This window comes from Pseudomonas sp. RAC1 (genome assembly GCF_030658255.1).
In the GTDB taxonomy this organism is placed as follows: domain Bacteria; phylum Pseudomonadota; class Gammaproteobacteria; order Pseudomonadales; family Pseudomonadaceae; genus Aquipseudomonas; species Aquipseudomonas boreofloridensis.
The window spans coordinates 1-13560 of record NZ_JAUTXS020000026.1 but is presented as its reverse complement, the minus strand read 5'-3'; the positions used below and the strand labels follow the sequence as shown (position 1 = coordinate 13560).

The 13560-nt window shown below is 56.7% G+C and carries 27 protein-coding genes and 1 pseudogene; all 28 read right to left on the bottom strand.

Annotated features, from left to right (window positions below):
• The gene (rpoA, locus tag Q7C30_RS07685; protein WP_003255452.1) at positions 1 to 1002 is read right to left on the bottom strand and encodes a DNA-directed RNA polymerase subunit alpha; all 1002 of its coding nucleotides are present in this window, start codon (positions 1000 to 1002) and stop codon (positions 1 to 3) included.
• A 22-nt stretch (positions 1003 to 1024) separates the two neighbouring features.
• The gene (gene rpsD / locus Q7C30_RS07680; protein ID WP_029614568.1) at positions 1025 to 1645 is read right to left on the bottom strand and encodes a 30S ribosomal protein S4; all 621 of its coding nucleotides are present in this window, start codon (positions 1643 to 1645) and stop codon (positions 1025 to 1027) included.
• 15 nt (positions 1646 to 1660) lie between these two features.
• Entirely contained in the window at positions 1661 to 2050 is a 390-nt protein-coding gene (gene rpsK / locus Q7C30_RS07675) for a 30S ribosomal protein S11 (RefSeq protein WP_003255454.1), read from the bottom strand.
• An 18-nt stretch (positions 2051 to 2068) separates the two neighbouring features.
• Positions 2069 to 2425: a 30S ribosomal protein S13 gene (gene rpsM, locus Q7C30_RS07670; RefSeq protein ID WP_003255457.1), complete on the bottom strand. Its 357-nt coding sequence runs from the start codon at positions 2423 to 2425 to the stop codon at positions 2069 to 2071.
• A gap of 131 nt (positions 2426 to 2556) precedes the next feature.
• Positions 2557 to 2673 carry a 50S ribosomal protein L36 gene (gene rpmJ, locus Q7C30_RS07665; protein WP_011531897.1) on the bottom strand — a complete coding sequence of 39 codons (117 nt, stop codon included), beginning with the start codon at positions 2671 to 2673 and terminating at the stop codon, positions 2557 to 2559.
• Between the two features lie 29 nt (positions 2674 to 2702).
• Entirely contained in the window at positions 2703 to 4034 is a 1332-nt protein-coding gene (secY, locus tag Q7C30_RS07660; RefSeq protein WP_003257108.1) for a preprotein translocase subunit SecY, read from the bottom strand.
• On the bottom strand, positions 4035 to 4469 hold the full coding sequence (gene rplO / locus Q7C30_RS07655; RefSeq protein ID WP_039580851.1) for a 50S ribosomal protein L15: 435 nt from the start codon (positions 4467 to 4469) through the stop codon (positions 4035 to 4037).
• Positions 4470 to 4472: 3 nt separating this feature from the next.
• The gene (gene rpmD / locus Q7C30_RS07650; protein WP_029614570.1) at positions 4473 to 4649 is read right to left on the bottom strand and encodes a 50S ribosomal protein L30; all 177 of its coding nucleotides are present in this window, start codon (positions 4647 to 4649) and stop codon (positions 4473 to 4475) included.
• Between the two features lie 2 nt (positions 4650 to 4651).
• The gene (rpsE, locus tag Q7C30_RS07645; RefSeq protein WP_003255465.1) at positions 4652 to 5152 is read right to left on the bottom strand and encodes a 30S ribosomal protein S5; all 501 of its coding nucleotides are present in this window, start codon (positions 5150 to 5152) and stop codon (positions 4652 to 4654) included.
• 3 nt (positions 5153 to 5155) lie between these two features.
• Entirely contained in the window at positions 5156 to 5506 is a 351-nt protein-coding gene (gene rplR / locus Q7C30_RS07640) for a 50S ribosomal protein L18 (RefSeq protein WP_029614571.1), read from the bottom strand.
• A 10-nt stretch (positions 5507 to 5516) separates the two neighbouring features.
• Positions 5517 to 6050, bottom strand: a complete 534-nt coding sequence (rplF, locus tag Q7C30_RS07635) for a 50S ribosomal protein L6 (protein ID WP_009681972.1) — start codon at positions 6048 to 6050, stop codon at positions 5517 to 5519.
• 12 nt (positions 6051 to 6062) lie between these two features.
• A complete protein-coding gene (gene rpsH / locus Q7C30_RS07630; RefSeq protein WP_008089805.1) occupies positions 6063 to 6455 on the bottom strand; it encodes a 30S ribosomal protein S8 in 393 nt (130 codons plus the stop codon).
• A gap of 209 nt (positions 6456 to 6664) precedes the next feature.
• A complete protein-coding gene (gene rpsN, locus Q7C30_RS07625) occupies positions 6665 to 6970 on the bottom strand; it encodes a 30S ribosomal protein S14 (protein WP_009397499.1) in 306 nt (101 codons plus the stop codon).
• A 13-nt stretch (positions 6971 to 6983) separates the two neighbouring features.
• Positions 6984 to 7523, bottom strand: a complete 540-nt coding sequence (gene rplE / locus Q7C30_RS07620; protein WP_012316517.1) for a 50S ribosomal protein L5 — start codon at positions 7521 to 7523, stop codon at positions 6984 to 6986.
• 20 nt (positions 7524 to 7543) lie between these two features.
• Entirely contained in the window at positions 7544 to 7858 is a 315-nt protein-coding gene (gene rplX / locus Q7C30_RS07615; protein ID WP_016715319.1) for a 50S ribosomal protein L24, read from the bottom strand.
• Between the two features lie 11 nt (positions 7859 to 7869).
• Positions 7870 to 8238 carry a 50S ribosomal protein L14 gene (gene rplN / locus Q7C30_RS07610; RefSeq protein ID WP_011063774.1) on the bottom strand — a complete coding sequence of 123 codons (369 nt, stop codon included), beginning with the start codon at positions 8236 to 8238 and terminating at the stop codon, positions 7870 to 7872.
• A gap of 23 nt (positions 8239 to 8261) precedes the next feature.
• Positions 8262 to 8528 (bottom strand): 30S ribosomal protein S17, encoded by a 267-nt coding sequence (rpsQ, locus tag Q7C30_RS07605; RefSeq protein ID WP_023534981.1) that lies wholly within the window; start codon positions 8526 to 8528, stop codon positions 8262 to 8264.
• 2 nt (positions 8529 to 8530) lie between these two features.
• Positions 8531 to 8722, bottom strand: coding sequence for a 50S ribosomal protein L29 (gene rpmC, locus Q7C30_RS07600; protein WP_002555481.1), 192 nt, complete (start codon positions 8720 to 8722; stop codon positions 8531 to 8533).
• A complete protein-coding gene (gene rplP, locus Q7C30_RS07595) occupies positions 8722 to 9135 on the bottom strand; it encodes a 50S ribosomal protein L16 (protein ID WP_009397508.1) in 414 nt (137 codons plus the stop codon). The genes rpmC and rplP overlap by 1 nt, the downstream gene beginning before the upstream one ends.
• A 12-nt stretch (positions 9136 to 9147) precedes the next feature.
• Positions 9148 to 9834, bottom strand: coding sequence for a 30S ribosomal protein S3 (gene rpsC, locus Q7C30_RS07590; protein ID WP_003255481.1), 687 nt, complete (start codon positions 9832 to 9834; stop codon positions 9148 to 9150).
• A 13-nt stretch (positions 9835 to 9847) separates the two neighbouring features.
• Positions 9848 to 10180 (bottom strand): 50S ribosomal protein L22, encoded by a 333-nt coding sequence (gene rplV, locus Q7C30_RS07585; RefSeq protein ID WP_003103908.1) that lies wholly within the window; start codon positions 10178 to 10180, stop codon positions 9848 to 9850.
• An 11-nt stretch (positions 10181 to 10191) separates the two neighbouring features.
• Positions 10192 to 10467, bottom strand: coding sequence for a 30S ribosomal protein S19 (gene rpsS / locus Q7C30_RS07580; protein ID WP_010486981.1), 276 nt, complete (start codon positions 10465 to 10467; stop codon positions 10192 to 10194).
• 16 nt (positions 10468 to 10483) lie between these two features.
• Positions 10484 to 11308, bottom strand: a complete 825-nt coding sequence (rplB, locus tag Q7C30_RS07575) for a 50S ribosomal protein L2 (RefSeq protein WP_029614573.1) — start codon at positions 11306 to 11308, stop codon at positions 10484 to 10486.
• Positions 11309 to 11322: 14 nt separating this feature from the next.
• Positions 11323 to 11622 (bottom strand): 50S ribosomal protein L23, encoded by a 300-nt coding sequence (gene rplW, locus Q7C30_RS07570; protein WP_029614574.1) that lies wholly within the window; start codon positions 11620 to 11622, stop codon positions 11323 to 11325.
• Positions 11619 to 12221: a 50S ribosomal protein L4 gene (gene rplD / locus Q7C30_RS07565; protein ID WP_009397517.1), complete on the bottom strand. Its 603-nt coding sequence runs from the start codon at positions 12219 to 12221 to the stop codon at positions 11619 to 11621. Before rplD ends, rplW begins: the two co-directional genes overlap by 4 nt.
• Before the next feature lie 12 nt (positions 12222 to 12233).
• Positions 12234 to 12869, bottom strand: coding sequence for a 50S ribosomal protein L3 (rplC, locus tag Q7C30_RS07560; RefSeq protein WP_039581041.1), 636 nt, complete (start codon positions 12867 to 12869; stop codon positions 12234 to 12236).
• Between the two features lie 81 nt (positions 12870 to 12950).
• Complete coding sequence (gene rpsJ, locus Q7C30_RS07555; protein WP_003186070.1) at positions 12951 to 13262, bottom strand: 30S ribosomal protein S10; 312 nt, start codon at positions 13260 to 13262, stop codon at positions 12951 to 12953.
• A 141-nt stretch (positions 13263 to 13403) separates the two neighbouring features.
• Positions 13404 to 13560, bottom strand: a pseudogene (locus tag Q7C30_RS07550) (elongation factor Tu); the annotation flags it as partial.

Below are 13560 nucleotides of genomic sequence, written 5' to 3'. Positions count from 1 at the left end.
TCAGGCAGTCGCCTTGTCGTCTTTCTTAAGACTTGCAGGCGGCCAGTTGTCGAGGCGCATGCCGAGAGACAGACCACGAGAGGCCAGGACGTCCTTGATTTCGGTCAGGGACTTCTTGCCCAGGTTAGGAGTCTTCAACAGCTCTACTTCGGTACGCTGAATCAGGTCGCCGATGTAGTAGATGTTCTCCGCCTTGAGGCAGTTGGCCGAACGTACAGTCAGTTCCAGGTCGTCAACCGGGCGCAGCAGGATCGGATCGATCTCGTCTTCCTGCTCGACCACGACCGGCTCGCTGTCACCTTTGAGGTCGACGAACGCGGCCAGCTGCTGTTGCAGGATGGTCGCGGCCCGACGGATGGCCTCTTCAGGATCCAGGGTGCCGTTGGTTTCCAGATCGATGACCAGCTTGTCCAGGTTGGTACGCTGTTCAACACGGGCGTTCTCGACCACGTAGGCGATACGACGCACCGGGCTGAACGAAGCGTCCAGCTGAAGACGGCCAATGCTGCGGCTTTCATCTTCGTCGGTTTGACGGGAGTCGGCCGGCTCGTAACCACGACCACGAGCTACGGTGAGCTTCATGTTCAGGGCGCCGTTGGACGCCAGGTTCGCGATTACGTGATCGGGGTTGACGATCTCGACATCGTGATCCAGCTGAATATCGGCAGCGGTAACCACCCCCGAACCCTTTTTCGACAAGGTCAGCGTAACTTCGTCACGACCGTGCAGCTTGATAGCCAGACCTTTGAGGTTCAACAGGATTTCAATGACGTCTTCCTGTACACCTTCGATCGCGGAGTACTCATGGAGTACGCCATCGATCTCGGCCTCGACTACTGCACAGCCAGGCATGGAGGACAACAGGATGCGGCGCAGCGCGTTGCCCAGGGTATGGCCGAAACCACGCTCGAGAGGCTCGAGCGTGATCTTGGCGCGGGTTGGACTGACCACCTGAACGTCGATGTGACGGGGCGTCAGGAACTCATTTACCGAAATCTGCATGGATGCACCTATTTTCTAGCCCTTACTTGGAGTAGAGCTCGACAATCAGGTTTTCGTTGATGTCGGCGGACAGGTCGCTGCGAGCAGGAACGTTCTTGAAAACGCCCGACTTTTTAGCGGAATCAACGTCTACCCACTCAACGCGGCCACGCTGAGAGCACAGTTCAAGGGCCTGAACAATGCGCAGCTGGTTCAGCGACTTCTCGCGAACTGCGACCACGTCACCCGGACGAACTTGGTAGGATGGAATGTTTACGGTCTTACCGTTGACGCTGATCGCTTTGTGCGAAACCAGCTGACGGGACTCGGAACGAGTCGAGCCGAAGCCCATACGGTAGACGACGTTATCCAGACGGCACTCGAGCAGTTGCAGCAGGTTCTCACCGGTTGCGCCTTTTTTCGAGGCAGCAGCTTGGTAGTAACCGCGGAACTGACGCTCCAGAACACCGTAGATACGACGGACTTTTTGTTTCTCGCGCAGCTGGGTACCGTAGTCGGACTGACGGCCACGGCGCTGGCCGTGGATACCTGGGGCTGCTTCGATGTTGCACTTCGATTCCAGAGCGCGAACGCCGCTCTTCAGGAACAGATCGGTGCCTTCACGACGAGACAGTTTGCATTTTGGACCAATGTAACGTGCCATTCTTCTGTCTCCTGATTACACGCGACGCTTCTTCGGCGGACGGCACCCGTTATGCGGGATAGGCGTCACGTCGGTGATGCTGGCGATCTTGTAGCCGCAGCTGTTCAATGCACGAACGGCGGACTCACGACCTGGACCTGGACCCTTGACGTTCACGTCGAGGTTCTTCAGACCGTATTCCAGCGCAGCTTGACCAGCACGCTCAGCAGCGATCTGAGCTGCGAACGGGGTGGATTTGCGCGAACCACGGAAACCCGAACCACCGGAAGTCGCCCAGGACAATGCGTTGCCCTGACGATCGGTGATGGTCACGATGGTGTTGTTGAAAGAAGCGTGGATGTGGGCGATGCCATCAACCACTGTCTTTTTGACTTTCTTACGAGGACGAGCAGCAGGTTTTGCCATGTCTATATTCCTGGGCGATTACTTGCGGATCGGCTTACGCGGGCCCTTACGGGTGCGTGCGTTGGTCTTGGTGCGCTGACCGCGAACCGGCAGACCTTTACGATGGCGCAGGCCGCGATAGCAACCCAGGTCCATCAAGCGCTTGATCTTCATGTTGATGTCACGACGCAGGTCACCTTCGGTGGTGAACTTCGCAACTTCGCCACGCAGGGTTTCGATTTGCTCGTCGCTCAGATCCTTGATCTTAGCGGCTGGATTTACACCAGCGTCTGCACAGATTTTCTGTGCAGTAGTGCGACCGACACCATAGATGTAGGTCAGCGAGATAACAGTATGCTTGTTATCTGGAATGTTGACGCCTGCAATACGGGCCATTCAGTGGGACTCCAATTGACAGCTACCTACGCCCCGGAAGCCAAGAAATAGGGCGCGAGATAATATCGCTGTAGAAACGAATAATCAACCCAGCAGCGCACTAGCTGCTGGGTTTGAAGCGCAGATCACACTCAGCCTTGGCGCTGCTTGTGACGCGGTTCCGCGCTGCAGATCACGCGCACGATACCTTCGCGACGAATGATCTTGCAGTTGCGGCACAGCTTTTTCACCGATGCACGAACTTTCATTACCGACTCCTCGAACCTTAGGGGGTCTATCAGCGCAGCAGACCGCTGCCACCGTAGCCTTTCAGGTTGGCTTTCTTCATCAGGGATTCGTACTGGTGCGAAACGAGGTGCGATTGTACTTGGGACATGAAGTCCATCACAACCACCACCACAATCAGCAACGAGGTCCCGCCAAGGTAGAACGGCACGTTTGCAGCCACCACCAGGAACTGGGGCAGAAGGCAGACGGCCATCATGTAAAGAGCACCGAACATGGTCAGACGAGTCAGAACGCCATCAATGTAGCGCGCCGATTGCTCACCAGGACGGATACCCGGAATAAAGGCACCGGACTTCTTCAGGTTTTCCGCTACGTCTTTCGGGTTGAACATCAACGCTGTATAGAAGAAGCAGAAGAAGATGATCCCTGCACTAAACAGCAGAATGTTCAACGGCTGACCAGGAGCGATCGACTGCGAGATGTCCTGCAGCCAGCCCATACCTTCAGACTGACCGAACCAGGCACCCAACGAAGCCGGGAACAGCAGGATGCTGCTGGCAAAAATGGCGGGAATGACGCCCGCCATGTTTACCTTCAACGGCAAGTGGCTGGTCTGCGCGGCGAAGACCTTGCGGCCCTGCTGACGCTTGGCGTAGTGAACGGCGATACGACGCTGACCACGCTCGATGAACACCACGAAACCGATGATCGCTACTGCAAGCAAACCGATAGCGACCAGGGCGAAAATATTGATATCGCCTGTGCGCGCAGACTCGAAAGACTGCCCGATTGCTCTCGGAAGACCGGCAACGATACCTGCGAAAATCAACATCGAGATACCGTTGCCTACACCGCGCTCGGTGATCTGCTCGCCGAGCCACATCATGAACATTGCGCCGGCCACGAAAGTGGAGACGGCAACGACATGGAAGCCCAAGCCTACAGAAAACGCCACGCCCTGGTTGGCCAGGCCAATGGACATGCCAATGGCTTGAACCAGCGCCAGGATAACGGTGCCGTAGCGGGTGTACTGGCTGATCTTGCGACGGCCAGCTTCACCTTCCTTCTTCAACTGCTCCAGTTGTGGGCTGACCGCGGTCATGAGCTGCATGATGATCGATGCCGAAATGTACGGCATGATCCCCAATGCGAAAATACTCATGCGCTCCAGCGCACCACCGGAAAACATGTTGAACAAGCTAAGAATGGTCCCCTCATTCTGCCGAAACAGATCCGCCAGACGGTCTGGATTGATGCCGGGCACCGGGATGTGCGCGCCGATCCGGTAGACGATGATCGCCATGAACAGAAAGCGCAGACGAGCCCAGAGTTCCGACATCCCGCCCTTACCGAGCGAAGAGAGAGCACCTTGCTTAGCCATTTATTCCTCGAACTTGCCGCCAGCTGCTTCGATAGCCGCACGCGCACCTTTGGTGGCTGCGATGCCCTTGATGGTGACAGCGCGAGTGACTTCGCCCGACAGCATGATTTTCACACGCTGAACGTTCTGGCCAATCACGTTGGCGTCCTTCAGGGACTGTACGGTAACCACGTCACCTTCCACCTTGGCCAGCTCGGACAGACGCACTTCGGCGCGATCCATAGCCTTCAGGGAGACGAAGCCGAACTTCGGCAGACGACGGTGCAGCGGTTGTTGACCGCCTTCGAAGCCCGGAGCGATGGTGCCACCGGAACGGGAGGTCTGACCTTTGTGGCCGCGGCCACCAGTCTTGCCCAAACCGCTACCGATACCACGACCCGGACGATGCTTCTCGCGACGGGAACCCGGCGCTGGACTCAGATCATTGAGTTTCATCGATTAACCCTCGACGCGCAGCATGTAGTAAGCCTTGTTGATCATCCCGCGATTCTCGGGAGTATCCTGGACTTCTACAGTGTGACCGATGCGACGCAGACCCAGGCCTTTAACGCACAGAATGTGGTTAGGCAGACGGCCAGCGGTGCTCTTGATCAGCGTTACTTTTACGGTTGCCATGATCAGAAGATCTCCTCGACGCTCTTGCCGCGCTTGGCAGCAATGGATTCAGGAGATTGCATGGCTTTCAGACCCTTGAAGGTGGCGTAGACCACGTTCACTGGGTTGGTCGAACCGTAGCACTTGGCCAGAACGTTCTGGACACCAGCAACTTCCAGGACAGCACGCATTGCGCCGCCGGCGATGATACCGGTACCTTCCGAAGCAGGCTGCATGTAAACCTTCGAGGCGCCGTGGGCAGCCTTGGTGGCGTACTGCAGGGTAGTGCCCTTCAGGTCGACCTGGATCATGTTGCGACGTGCAGCTTCCATGGCTTTCTGAATCGCAGCAGGTACTTCGCGCGACTTGCCACGGCCGAAGCCGACGCGACCTTTACCATCACCTACCACGGTCAACGCGGTGAAGGTGAAGATACGGCCGCCTTTGACGGTTTTAGCAACGCGGTTAACTTGAACCAGCTTCTCGATGTAGCCTTCGTCGCGCTTTTGATCGTTATTTGCCATAACTTAGAACTCCAGCCCGCCTTCACGAGCAGCATCGGCCAGCGCTTTGACGCGGCCATGGTACTTGAAGCCGGAACGGTCAAAGGCAACTTGAGATACACCGGCGGCTTTCGCACGCTCAGCAACCAGCTTGCCAACCTTAGTGGCCGCGTCGATGTTGCCGGTGGCGCCATCACGCAGGTCTTTGTCCAAGGTCGAGGCGCTTGCCAGAACCTTGCTGCCGTCGGCCGAAATGACCTGGGCATAGATGTGCTGCGAGGAGCGGAACACGCACAGACGCACGGCTTCGAGCTCGTGCATTTTCAGGCGTGCTTTGCGAGCGCGACGCAGTCGAGTAACTTTTTTGTCGGTCATTTGCTAGGCCCTACTTCTTCTTGGCTTCTTTACGACGGACTACTTCGTCCGCGTAACGCACACCCTTGCCTTTGTAAGGCTCTGGCGGACGGAAGTCGCGGATTTCAGCGGCCACCTGACCCACCAGCTGCTTGTCGATACCCTTGATCAGGATGTCGGTCTGGCTTGGGGTTTCTGCGGTGATACCGGCTGGCAGTTCGTAGTCCACTGGATGCGAGAAGCCCAGAGCCAGGTTCAGGACAGTGCCCTTGGCCTGTGCCTTGTAACCAACACCGACCAGCTGGAGCTTGCGCTCGAAGCCTTGGCTTACGCCCTGGACCATGTTGTTCACCAGAGCACGGGTGGTACCGGCCATGGCGCGAGCTTGCTGGTCACCGTTGCGAGCGACGAAGCGCAGTTCGCCGGACTCTTCGGTAACTTCAACAGACGAGTGAACGTTCAGTTCGAGAGTGCCCTTGGCACCCTTCACCGAAAGCTGCTGGCCGGCGAATTTGACTTCGACACCGGCGGGCAGCTTAACGGGGTTCTTAGCAACGCGAGACATGCCTATCTCCCCTTAGAACACTGTGCACAGAACTTCGCCACCGACACCGGCAGCGCGCGCAGCGCGATCAGTCATCACACCTTTGTTGGTGGAGACGATAGACACGCCCAGACCGCCACGTACTTTCGGCAGATCGGTGACGGACTTGTACTGGCGCAGGCCTGGACGGCTGGAGCGCTTCAGTTCCTCGATGACCGGACGGCCTTCGAAGTACTTCAGTTCGATCGACAGGGAAGGCTTGGCCTCACCAGTTACCTGGTAGCCGGCGATGTAACCTTCATCTTTCAGAACTTTGGCAACCGCGACCTTCAGGGTGGAGGAAGGCATGCTTACGACGGACTTTTCAGCCATCTGGGCATTACGGATGCGAGTTAGCATGTCCGCTAACGGGTCCTGCATACTCATGGGCTAGATGCTCCTGATACAAGAATTATTAGCCTTGCGGCTATCACAACCACCTAAGCAGGCAGGGCAAAATACCCAGGCCCAGGTGAGCCGGTCATTCTAGACACAAGACAGAAACGAAACAAGCCCCATGAAGGGGCTTGTTCGTTGGCGAGGCCACCGGTGGTCGGAGATTTCTCTCCTTCCACCGGAGATCACACCAGCAGCACTTACCAGCTGGCCTTGACCAGACCTGGTACGTCGCCGCGCATTGCAGCCTGGCGCAGCATGTTACGGCCCAGGCCGAACTTACGGTAAACACCGTGAGGACGACCGGTCAGGCGGCAACGGTTGCGCAGACGTGCGGCGCTGGCATCACGCGGTTGCTTCTGCAGCGCGACAACGGCAGCGAAACGCTCTTCAGGAGAGGCGTTCAGGTTGACGATGGTCGCTTTCAGCTCGGCACGCTTTTTTGCGTACTTGGCTACCGTGAGCTGACGCTTCAGCTCGCGGTTTTTCATGCTCTTCTTGGCCATTTTCCTACTCCAATCAGTTGCGGAACGGGAACTTGAAAGCACGCAGCAGAGCGCGGCCTTCGTCGTCCGAACGAGCAGTGGTGGTCAGGGTGATGTCCAAACCGCGCAGAGCATCGATCTTGTCGTAGTCGATTTCCGGGAAGATGATCTGCTCTTTCACGCCCATGCTGTAGTTGCCACGACCGTCGAAGGACTTGGCATTCAGGCCGCGGAAGTCGCGAACCCGAGGCAGGGAGATCGCCAGCAGGCGGTCCAGGAACTCGTACATTTTTTCGCGACGCAGGGTCACCTTGACACCGATCGGCCAGCCCTCACGGACTTTGAAGCCCGCGATGGATTTACGAGCGAAGGTCACGACCGGCTTTTGGCCGGTGATCTTTTCGAGATCGGCAACAGCGTGCTCGATGACTTTCTTGTCACCGATCGCTTCGCCCAGACCCATGTTCAGGGTGATCTTGGTAACGCGCGGAACTTCCATTACGTTCGACAGCTTAAGTTCTTCCTTAAGCTTGGGAGCGATTTCGTTCCGGTAAATCTCTTTCAGTCGTGCCATGGTCTTCTACCTAGCAGTGTTCAAGCATCAACCGCTTTTTGGGTCGACTTGAAGACACGAATTTTCTTACCGTCTTCTACTTTGAAACCAACACGGTCAGCCTTGTTGGTTTCGCCATTGAAGATGGCCACGTTGGAAGCGTGCAGAGGCGCTTCTTTCTCGACGATACCGCCCTGAACGCCTGCCATCGGGTTCGGCTTGGTATGACGCTTGACCAGGTTGACACCACCAACGACCAGACGGTCGTCAGCGAGCACCTTCAGCACCTTACCGCGCTTGCCCTTGTCTTTGCCGGCGATCACGATGATCTCGTCGTCACGACGAATCTTTTGCATGTCGGATCTCCTTACAGCACTTCAGGGGCGAGCGAGACGATCTTCATGAACTTCTCGTTACGAAGCTCACGGGTCACTGGCCCGAAGATGCGAGTACCGATCGGCTCTTGCTTGTTGTTCAGCAGAACAGCAGCGTTGCCGTCGAAACGAATGATGGAACCGTCAGCGCGACGTACACCGTGACGGGTACGGACGACAACAGCGGTCATCACCTGGCCTTTTTTGACCTTACCGCGAGGAATCGCTTCCTTGACGGTTACTTTGATGATGTCACCGATGCCAGCGTAACGGCGGTGCGAACCGCCGAGCACCTTGATGCACATGACGCGACGAGCGCCGCTGTTATCGGCCACATCGAGCATGGATTGAGTCTGAATCATAAAATTTCTCCGACCCCTAGCCCTTAGACTTCAACAGCGCGTTCGAGGACTTCAACCAGTGCCCAGGACTTGGTCTTGGCCAGCGGACGGGTTTCGGTGATGGAAACCTTGTCGCCGATTTTGCACTGGTTGGTTTCGTCGTGCGCGTGCAGCTTAGTCGAACGCTTAACGTATTTACCGTAGATCGGGTGCTTGACGCGACGCTCGATCAGAACGGTGATGGTCTTGTCCATTTTGTCGCTGACGACACGGCCAGTCAGCGTACGGACGGTTTTTTCAGCTTCAGCCATGATCACTTACCTGCCTGCTGGTTGAGCACAGTTTTCACGCGAGCGATGTCACGCTTAACTTGCGAGAGCAGGTGCGACTGCCCCAACTGGCCAGTTGCTTTCTGCATACGCAGATTGAACTGGTCGCGCAGCAAGCCGAGCAGTTGCTCGTTCAGTTGCTGTGCCGATTTTTCACGAAGTTCATTCGCTTTCATCACATCACCGTCCGCTTAACAAAGGAGGTGGCGAGAGGCAGCTTTGCAGCGGCCAGAGCGAAAGCTTCGCGCGCCAGCTCTTCAGAAACACCCTCGATCTCGTACAGGACTTTGCCTGGCTGGATCTGGGCAACCCAGTACTCCACGGAACCCTTACCTTTACCCATCCGCACTTCAAGAGGCTTCTTGGTAACTGGCTTGTCCGGGAAGACGCGGATCCAGATCTTGCCGCCACGCTTAACGTGACGGGTCAGTGCACGACGTGCCGACTCGATCTGACGGGCGGTGAGGCGACCGCGAGCAACAGCTTTCAGGGCGAACTCGCCGAAGCTGACCTTGCTACCGCGCAGTGCCAGACCACGGTTGTGGCCAGTCATCTGCTTGCGGAATTTTGTACGCTTTGGTTGCAACATTTGGCGTACCCCTTACTTAGCAGCTTTTTTACGAGGCGCTGGTGCTTGCGGCTTCAGCTCTTCCTGGCGACCACCAATCACTTCGCCTTTGAAGATCCAAACCTTCACACCGATCACACCGTAGGTGGTGTGAGCTTCGTAGGTGTTGTAGTCGATATCGGCACGCAGGGTGTGCAGTGGCACACGACCTTCCCGATACCACTCAGTACGGGCGATCTCGGCACCGCCGAGACGACCGCTCACCTGGATCTTGATGCCCTTGGCACCAATACGCATGGCGTTCTGTACTGCGCGCTTCATGGCGCGACGGAACATAACGCGGCGCTCCAGCTGCTGGGCAACGCTTTGAGCAACCAGCATGGCGTCGAGCTCCGGCTTGCGGATCTCTTCGATGTTGATGTGCACAGGCACACCCATCTGCTTGGTCAGGTCCTGACGCAGCTTCTCGACATCCTCACCTTTCTTGCCGATAACGATACCGGGACGAGCAGTGTGAATGGTGATGCGTGCAGTTTGAGCCGGACGATGAATATCGATACGGCTTACGGACGCGCTTTTTAGTTTGTCTTGGAGGTACTCACGCGTTTTCAGATCCTTCAACAGGTAATCTGCGTAAGTAGCACCGTCTGCGTACCAGACGGAGGTGTGCTCCTTGACGATTCCCAGGCGAATGCCAGTGGGATGTACTTTCTGACCCATCTGATCGACTCCGTTACTTGTCCGCAACCTTGACAGTGATATGGCAAGACCGCTTGACGATGCGATCAGCGCGGCCTTTGGCACGCGGCATGATACGCTTAAGCGAACGCCCTTCGTTGACGAAAACGGTGGAGACCTTCAGGTCATCAACGTCTGCGCCTTCGTTGTGTTCGGCGTTGGCAACGGCCGACTCGAGGACTTTCTTCATGATTTCAGCGGCTTTTTTGCTGCTGAAGGCCAACAGGTTGAGCGCTTCGCCCACCTTCTTCCCGCGGATCTGGTCGGCGACCAAGCGGGCTTTCTGGGCGGAGATTCGAGCGCCCGACAACTTAGCGGCTACTTCCATTTCCTTACCCCTTAACGCTTGGCTTTCTTGTCAGCCACGTGCCCGCGATAGGTGCGGGTACCGGCGAACTCGCCCAGTTTGTGGCCGACCATGTCTTCGTTCACGAGAACGGGGACGTGTTGGCGACCGTTGTGTACCGCGATGGTCAGACCGACCATTTGTGGCAGGATCATCGAACGGCGCGACCAGGTTTTCACCGGCTTGCGATCGTTCTTTTCCACCGCCACTTCGATCTTCTTCAGCAGGTGAAGATCGATAAAAGGACCTTTTTTCAGAGAACGTGGCACTGTCGTATCCCTCTAGTTACTTGCGACGACGGACGATCATGTTGTCGGTACGCTTATTACCGCGGGTCTTCGCACCCTTGGTTGGGAAGCCCCATGGCGATACCGGATGACGACCACCGGAGGTACGACCTTCACCACCACCATGTGGGTGGTCAACCGGGTTCATGGCAACACCACGAACGGTTGGGCGAACGCCGCGCCAGCGTTTAGCACCTGCTTTACCCAGCGAACGCAGGCTGTGCTCGGAGTTCGAGACTTCACCCAGGGTCGCACGGCATTCAGCCAGTACTTTGCGCATCTCACCGGAGCGCAGACGCAGAGTCACATAGGCACCTTCACGAGCGATCAGCTGAGCCGAAGCGCCAGCGGAACGAGCGATCTGTGCACCTTTACCCGGCTTCAGCTCGATGCCGTGAATGGTGCTACCTACTGGGATGTTGCGCAGCTGCAGGGAGTTACCAGCCTTGATTGGGGCCAGTGCACCTGCGATCAGCTGGTCGCCAGCGCTCACGCCTTTAGGGGCGATGATGTAGCGACGCTCGCCGTCTGCGTAGCACAGCAGTGCGATGTGAGCAGTACGGTTCGGGTCATATTCGACGCGCTCGACAGTGGCAGGGATGCCATCTTTGTCGTTGCGACGGAAGTCGACCAGACGGTAGTGCTGCTTGTGACCACCACCCACATGACGGGTAGTAATGCGGCCATTGTTGTTACGACCACCAGACTTCGATTTCTTCTCGAGCAGCGGTGCGTGAGGAGCGCCTTTGTGCAGCTCCTTGTTGACCACCTTGACCACGAAACGGCGGCCAGGGGAAGTCGGTTTGCATTTAACGATTGCCATGATGCACCCCTTCCTTACTCAGCACTGCTGCTGAAATCGAGATCTTGGCCTGGCTGAAGGGATACGATCGCCTTCTTCCAGTCATTGCGCTTGCCCAGACCACGTGCGGTACGCTTGGTTTTACCCATCACGTTGACAGTCGACACGTTTTCAACTTTTACGTTGAACAGGCCTTCGACAGCTTTCTTGATTTCCAGCTTGGTTGCATCGGTAGCAACCTTGAATACGAACTGGCCTTTTTTCTCAGCCAGAACGGTAGCCTTCTCGGAAACGTGCGGGCCAAGGAGGACTTTGAATACGCGTTCCTGGTTCATCCCAGCAGCTCCTCGAATTTCTTCACGGCGGAGACAGTGATCAACACTTTCTCGTAGGCGATCAGGCTTACCGGGTCGGAACCTTGTACGTCACGTACGTCGACGTGCGGCAGGTTACGAGCAGCCAGGTACAGATTCTGATCAACTGCGTCCGAAACGATCAGAACATCGTTCAGGCCCATGCCGTTCAGCTTGTTCAGCAAGTCTTTGGTTTTCGGCGCTTCGACAGCGAAGTCCTGAACCACGACCAGACGATCGCTACGCACCAGCTCGGAGAGGATGGAGCGCAGAGCTGCGCGGTACATCTTCTTGTTGAGCTTCTGCGAGTGATCTTGAGGGCGAGCTGCGAAGGTGACACCACCGCCACGCCAGATCGGACCACGAGTGGTACCGGCACGAGCACGGCCAGTACCCTTCTGACGCCATGGGCGCTTACCGCCACCGGCCACGTCGGAACGGGTCTTTTGCTGCTTGGTGCCCTGACGGCCGCCGGCCATGTAGGCCACGACTGCTTGGTGTACCAGCGTCTCGTTGAATTCGCCACCGAAAGTCAGTTCGGAAACTTCGATCGCCTGAGCGTCATTTACATTAAGTTGCATGTCAGTTTCCCCTTAACCGCGAGCCTTGACAGCTGGACGCACAACCACGTCGCCGCCAGTAGCGCCTGGAACGGCACCCTTGATCAGCAGGAGGTTGCGTTCAGCGTCTACGCGTACTACTTCCAGGGACTGAACAGTCACGCGCTCGGCGCCCATGTGACCGGACATCTTCTTGCCCTTGAATACACGACCAGGAGTCTGGCACTGGCCGATGGAGCCAGGGACACGGTGCGATACGGAGTTACCGTGGGTGTTGTCCTGACCACGGAAGTTCCAACGCTTGATGGTACCGGCGAAGCCTTTACCTTTGGACTGACCGGTTACGTCTACCAGCTGGCCTGCAGTGAAGAGTTCAGCTTTGATCAGATCGCCAGCCTGGAAATCGCCTTCTTCAAGACGGAACTCCCAGACACCGCGACCAGCGGCAACGTTAGCCTTGGCGAAGTGACCTGCCTGAGCGGCAGTCACGCGCGAAGCACGACGCTCGCCGACAGTGACTTGCACTGCACGGTAGCCATCGGATTCTTCAGTTTTGAACTGGGTGACGCGATTCGGCTCGATCTCAATGACCGTGACCGGAATGGAGACACCTTCTTCGGTGAAAACGCGGGTCATACCGCATTTGCGACCGACTACACCAATAGTCATGTTGTAAACCTCATGAGTGTACGGGGCTTTCACCCGCTATGGCCGCCCATTTCAGAGCGTTACACGACTAGGACCGAAGTCTTAGCCGAGGCTGATCTGCACTTCCACACCTGCCGCAAGATCAAGCTTCATCAGCGCATCAACGGTTTTATCCGTCGGCTGGACGATGTCCAGAACGCGCTTATGAGTGCGAATCTCGTACTGGTCACGCGCGTCTTTGTTGACGTGCGGGGAGACCAGAACGGTGAAACGCTCTTTGCGAGTAGGCAGTGGAATTGGACCACGCACTTGTGCACCAGTACGTTTCGCGGTTTCCACGATTTCCTGGGTGGATTGGTCGATCAGGCGATGGTCGAAAGCCTTCAACCTGATACGGATTTGCTGATTTTGCATTGGATTTCAGACTCCAGGCTGTTCCCAACGGACGCACTACGCCCGCTAAAAGGAGGCGTGATTCTATAGACGCCCCCATTTAGTGTCAACCCAATAAAAAAAGCCCCCGCTGAGCGGGGGCTTTTTCAATCGGTCGAGTGATTACTCGATGATTTTTGCTACGACGCCGGCGCCGACGGTACGACCGCCTTCACGGATGGCGAAGCGCAGACCGTCTTCCATTGCGATGGTCTTGATCAGAGTGACAGTCATCTGAATGTTGTCACCTGGCATTACCATTTCAACGCCTTCCGGCAGT

What these genes read in the sequence shown, in the direction of transcription:
- rpmJ (WP_011531897.1), bottom strand. Translation starts at nt 2,673, where the DNA reads ATGAAAGTTCGTGCATCGGTGAAAAAGCTGTGCCGCAACTGCAAGATC.
- secY (WP_003257108.1), bottom strand. Translation starts at nt 4,034, where the DNA reads ATGGCTAAGCAAGGTGCTCTCTCTTCGCTCGGTAAGGGCGGGATGTCG.
- rpsD (WP_029614568.1), bottom strand. Translation starts at nt 1,645, where the DNA reads ATGGCACGTTACATTGGTCCAAAATGCAAACTGTCTCGTCGTGAAGGC.
- rplX (WP_016715319.1), bottom strand. Translation starts at nt 7,858, where the DNA reads ATGCAAAAGATTCGTCGTGACGACGAGATCATCGTGATCGCCGGCAAA.
- rpsH (WP_008089805.1), bottom strand. Translation starts at nt 6,455, where the DNA reads ATGAGTATGCAGGACCCGTTAGCGGACATGCTAACTCGCATCCGTAAT.
- rpsJ (WP_003186070.1), bottom strand. Translation starts at nt 13,262, where the DNA reads ATGCAAAATCAGCAAATCCGTATCAGGTTGAAGGCTTTCGACCATCGC.
- rplE (WP_012316517.1), bottom strand. Translation starts at nt 7,523, where the DNA reads ATGGCACGACTGAAAGAGATTTACCGGAACGAAATCGCTCCCAAGCTT.
- rpsE (WP_003255465.1), bottom strand. Translation starts at nt 5,152, where the DNA reads ATGGCAAATAACGATCAAAAGCGCGACGAAGGCTACATCGAGAAGCTG.
- rpsN (WP_009397499.1), bottom strand. Translation starts at nt 6,970, where the DNA reads ATGGCCAAGAAGAGCATGAAAAACCGCGAGCTGAAGCGTCAGCTCACG.
- rplF (WP_009681972.1), bottom strand. Translation starts at nt 6,050, where the DNA reads ATGTCTCGCGTTGCTAAGAACCCCGTTAAGCTGCCCGCCGGTGTCGAA.
- rpsQ (WP_023534981.1), bottom strand. Translation starts at nt 8,528, where the DNA reads ATGGCTGAAGCTGAAAAAACCGTCCGTACGCTGACTGGCCGTGTCGTC.
- rplC (WP_039581041.1), bottom strand. Translation starts at nt 12,869, where the DNA reads ATGACTATTGGTGTAGTCGGTCGCAAATGCGGTATGACCCGCGTTTTC.
- rplB (WP_029614573.1), bottom strand. Translation starts at nt 11,308, where the DNA reads ATGGCAATCGTTAAATGCAAACCGACTTCCCCTGGCCGCCGTTTCGTG.
- rplD (WP_009397517.1), bottom strand. Translation starts at nt 12,221, where the DNA reads ATGCAACTTAATGTAAATGACGCTCAGGCGATCGAAGTTTCCGAACTG.
- rpsM (WP_003255457.1), bottom strand. Translation starts at nt 2,425, where the DNA reads ATGGCCCGTATTGCAGGCGTCAACATTCCAGATAACAAGCATACTGTT.
- rplR (WP_029614571.1), bottom strand. Translation starts at nt 5,506, where the DNA reads ATGACCGACAAAAAAGTTACTCGACTGCGTCGCGCTCGCAAAGCACGC.
- rpoA (WP_003255452.1), bottom strand. Translation starts at nt 1,002, where the DNA reads ATGCAGATTTCGGTAAATGAGTTCCTGACGCCCCGTCACATCGACGTT.
- rplV (WP_003103908.1), bottom strand. Translation starts at nt 10,180, where the DNA reads ATGGAAGTAGCCGCTAAGTTGTCGGGCGCTCGAATCTCCGCCCAGAAA.
- rplP (WP_009397508.1), bottom strand. Translation starts at nt 9,135, where the DNA reads ATGTTGCAACCAAAGCGTACAAAATTCCGCAAGCAGATGACTGGCCAC.
- rpsK (WP_003255454.1), bottom strand. Translation starts at nt 2,050, where the DNA reads ATGGCAAAACCTGCTGCTCGTCCTCGTAAGAAAGTCAAAAAGACAGTG.
- rpmD (WP_029614570.1), bottom strand. Translation starts at nt 4,649, where the DNA reads ATGGCAACCGTAAAAGTAACGCTGATCAAGAGCACCGCTGGCCGTCTG.
- rpsC (WP_003255481.1), bottom strand. Translation starts at nt 9,834, where the DNA reads ATGGGTCAGAAAGTACATCCCACTGGCATTCGCCTGGGAATCGTCAAG.
- rplW (WP_029614574.1), bottom strand. Translation starts at nt 11,622, where the DNA reads ATGAACCAGGAACGCGTATTCAAAGTCCTCCTTGGCCCGCACGTTTCC.
- rplN (WP_011063774.1), bottom strand. Translation starts at nt 8,238, where the DNA reads ATGATTCAGACTCAATCCATGCTCGATGTGGCCGATAACAGCGGCGCT.
- rpmC (WP_002555481.1), bottom strand. Translation starts at nt 8,722, where the DNA reads ATGAAAGCGAATGAACTTCGTGAAAAATCGGCACAGCAACTGAACGAG.
- rplO (WP_039580851.1), bottom strand. Translation starts at nt 4,469, where the DNA reads ATGAAACTCAATGATCTGAGTCCAGCGCCGGGTTCCCGTCGCGAGAAG.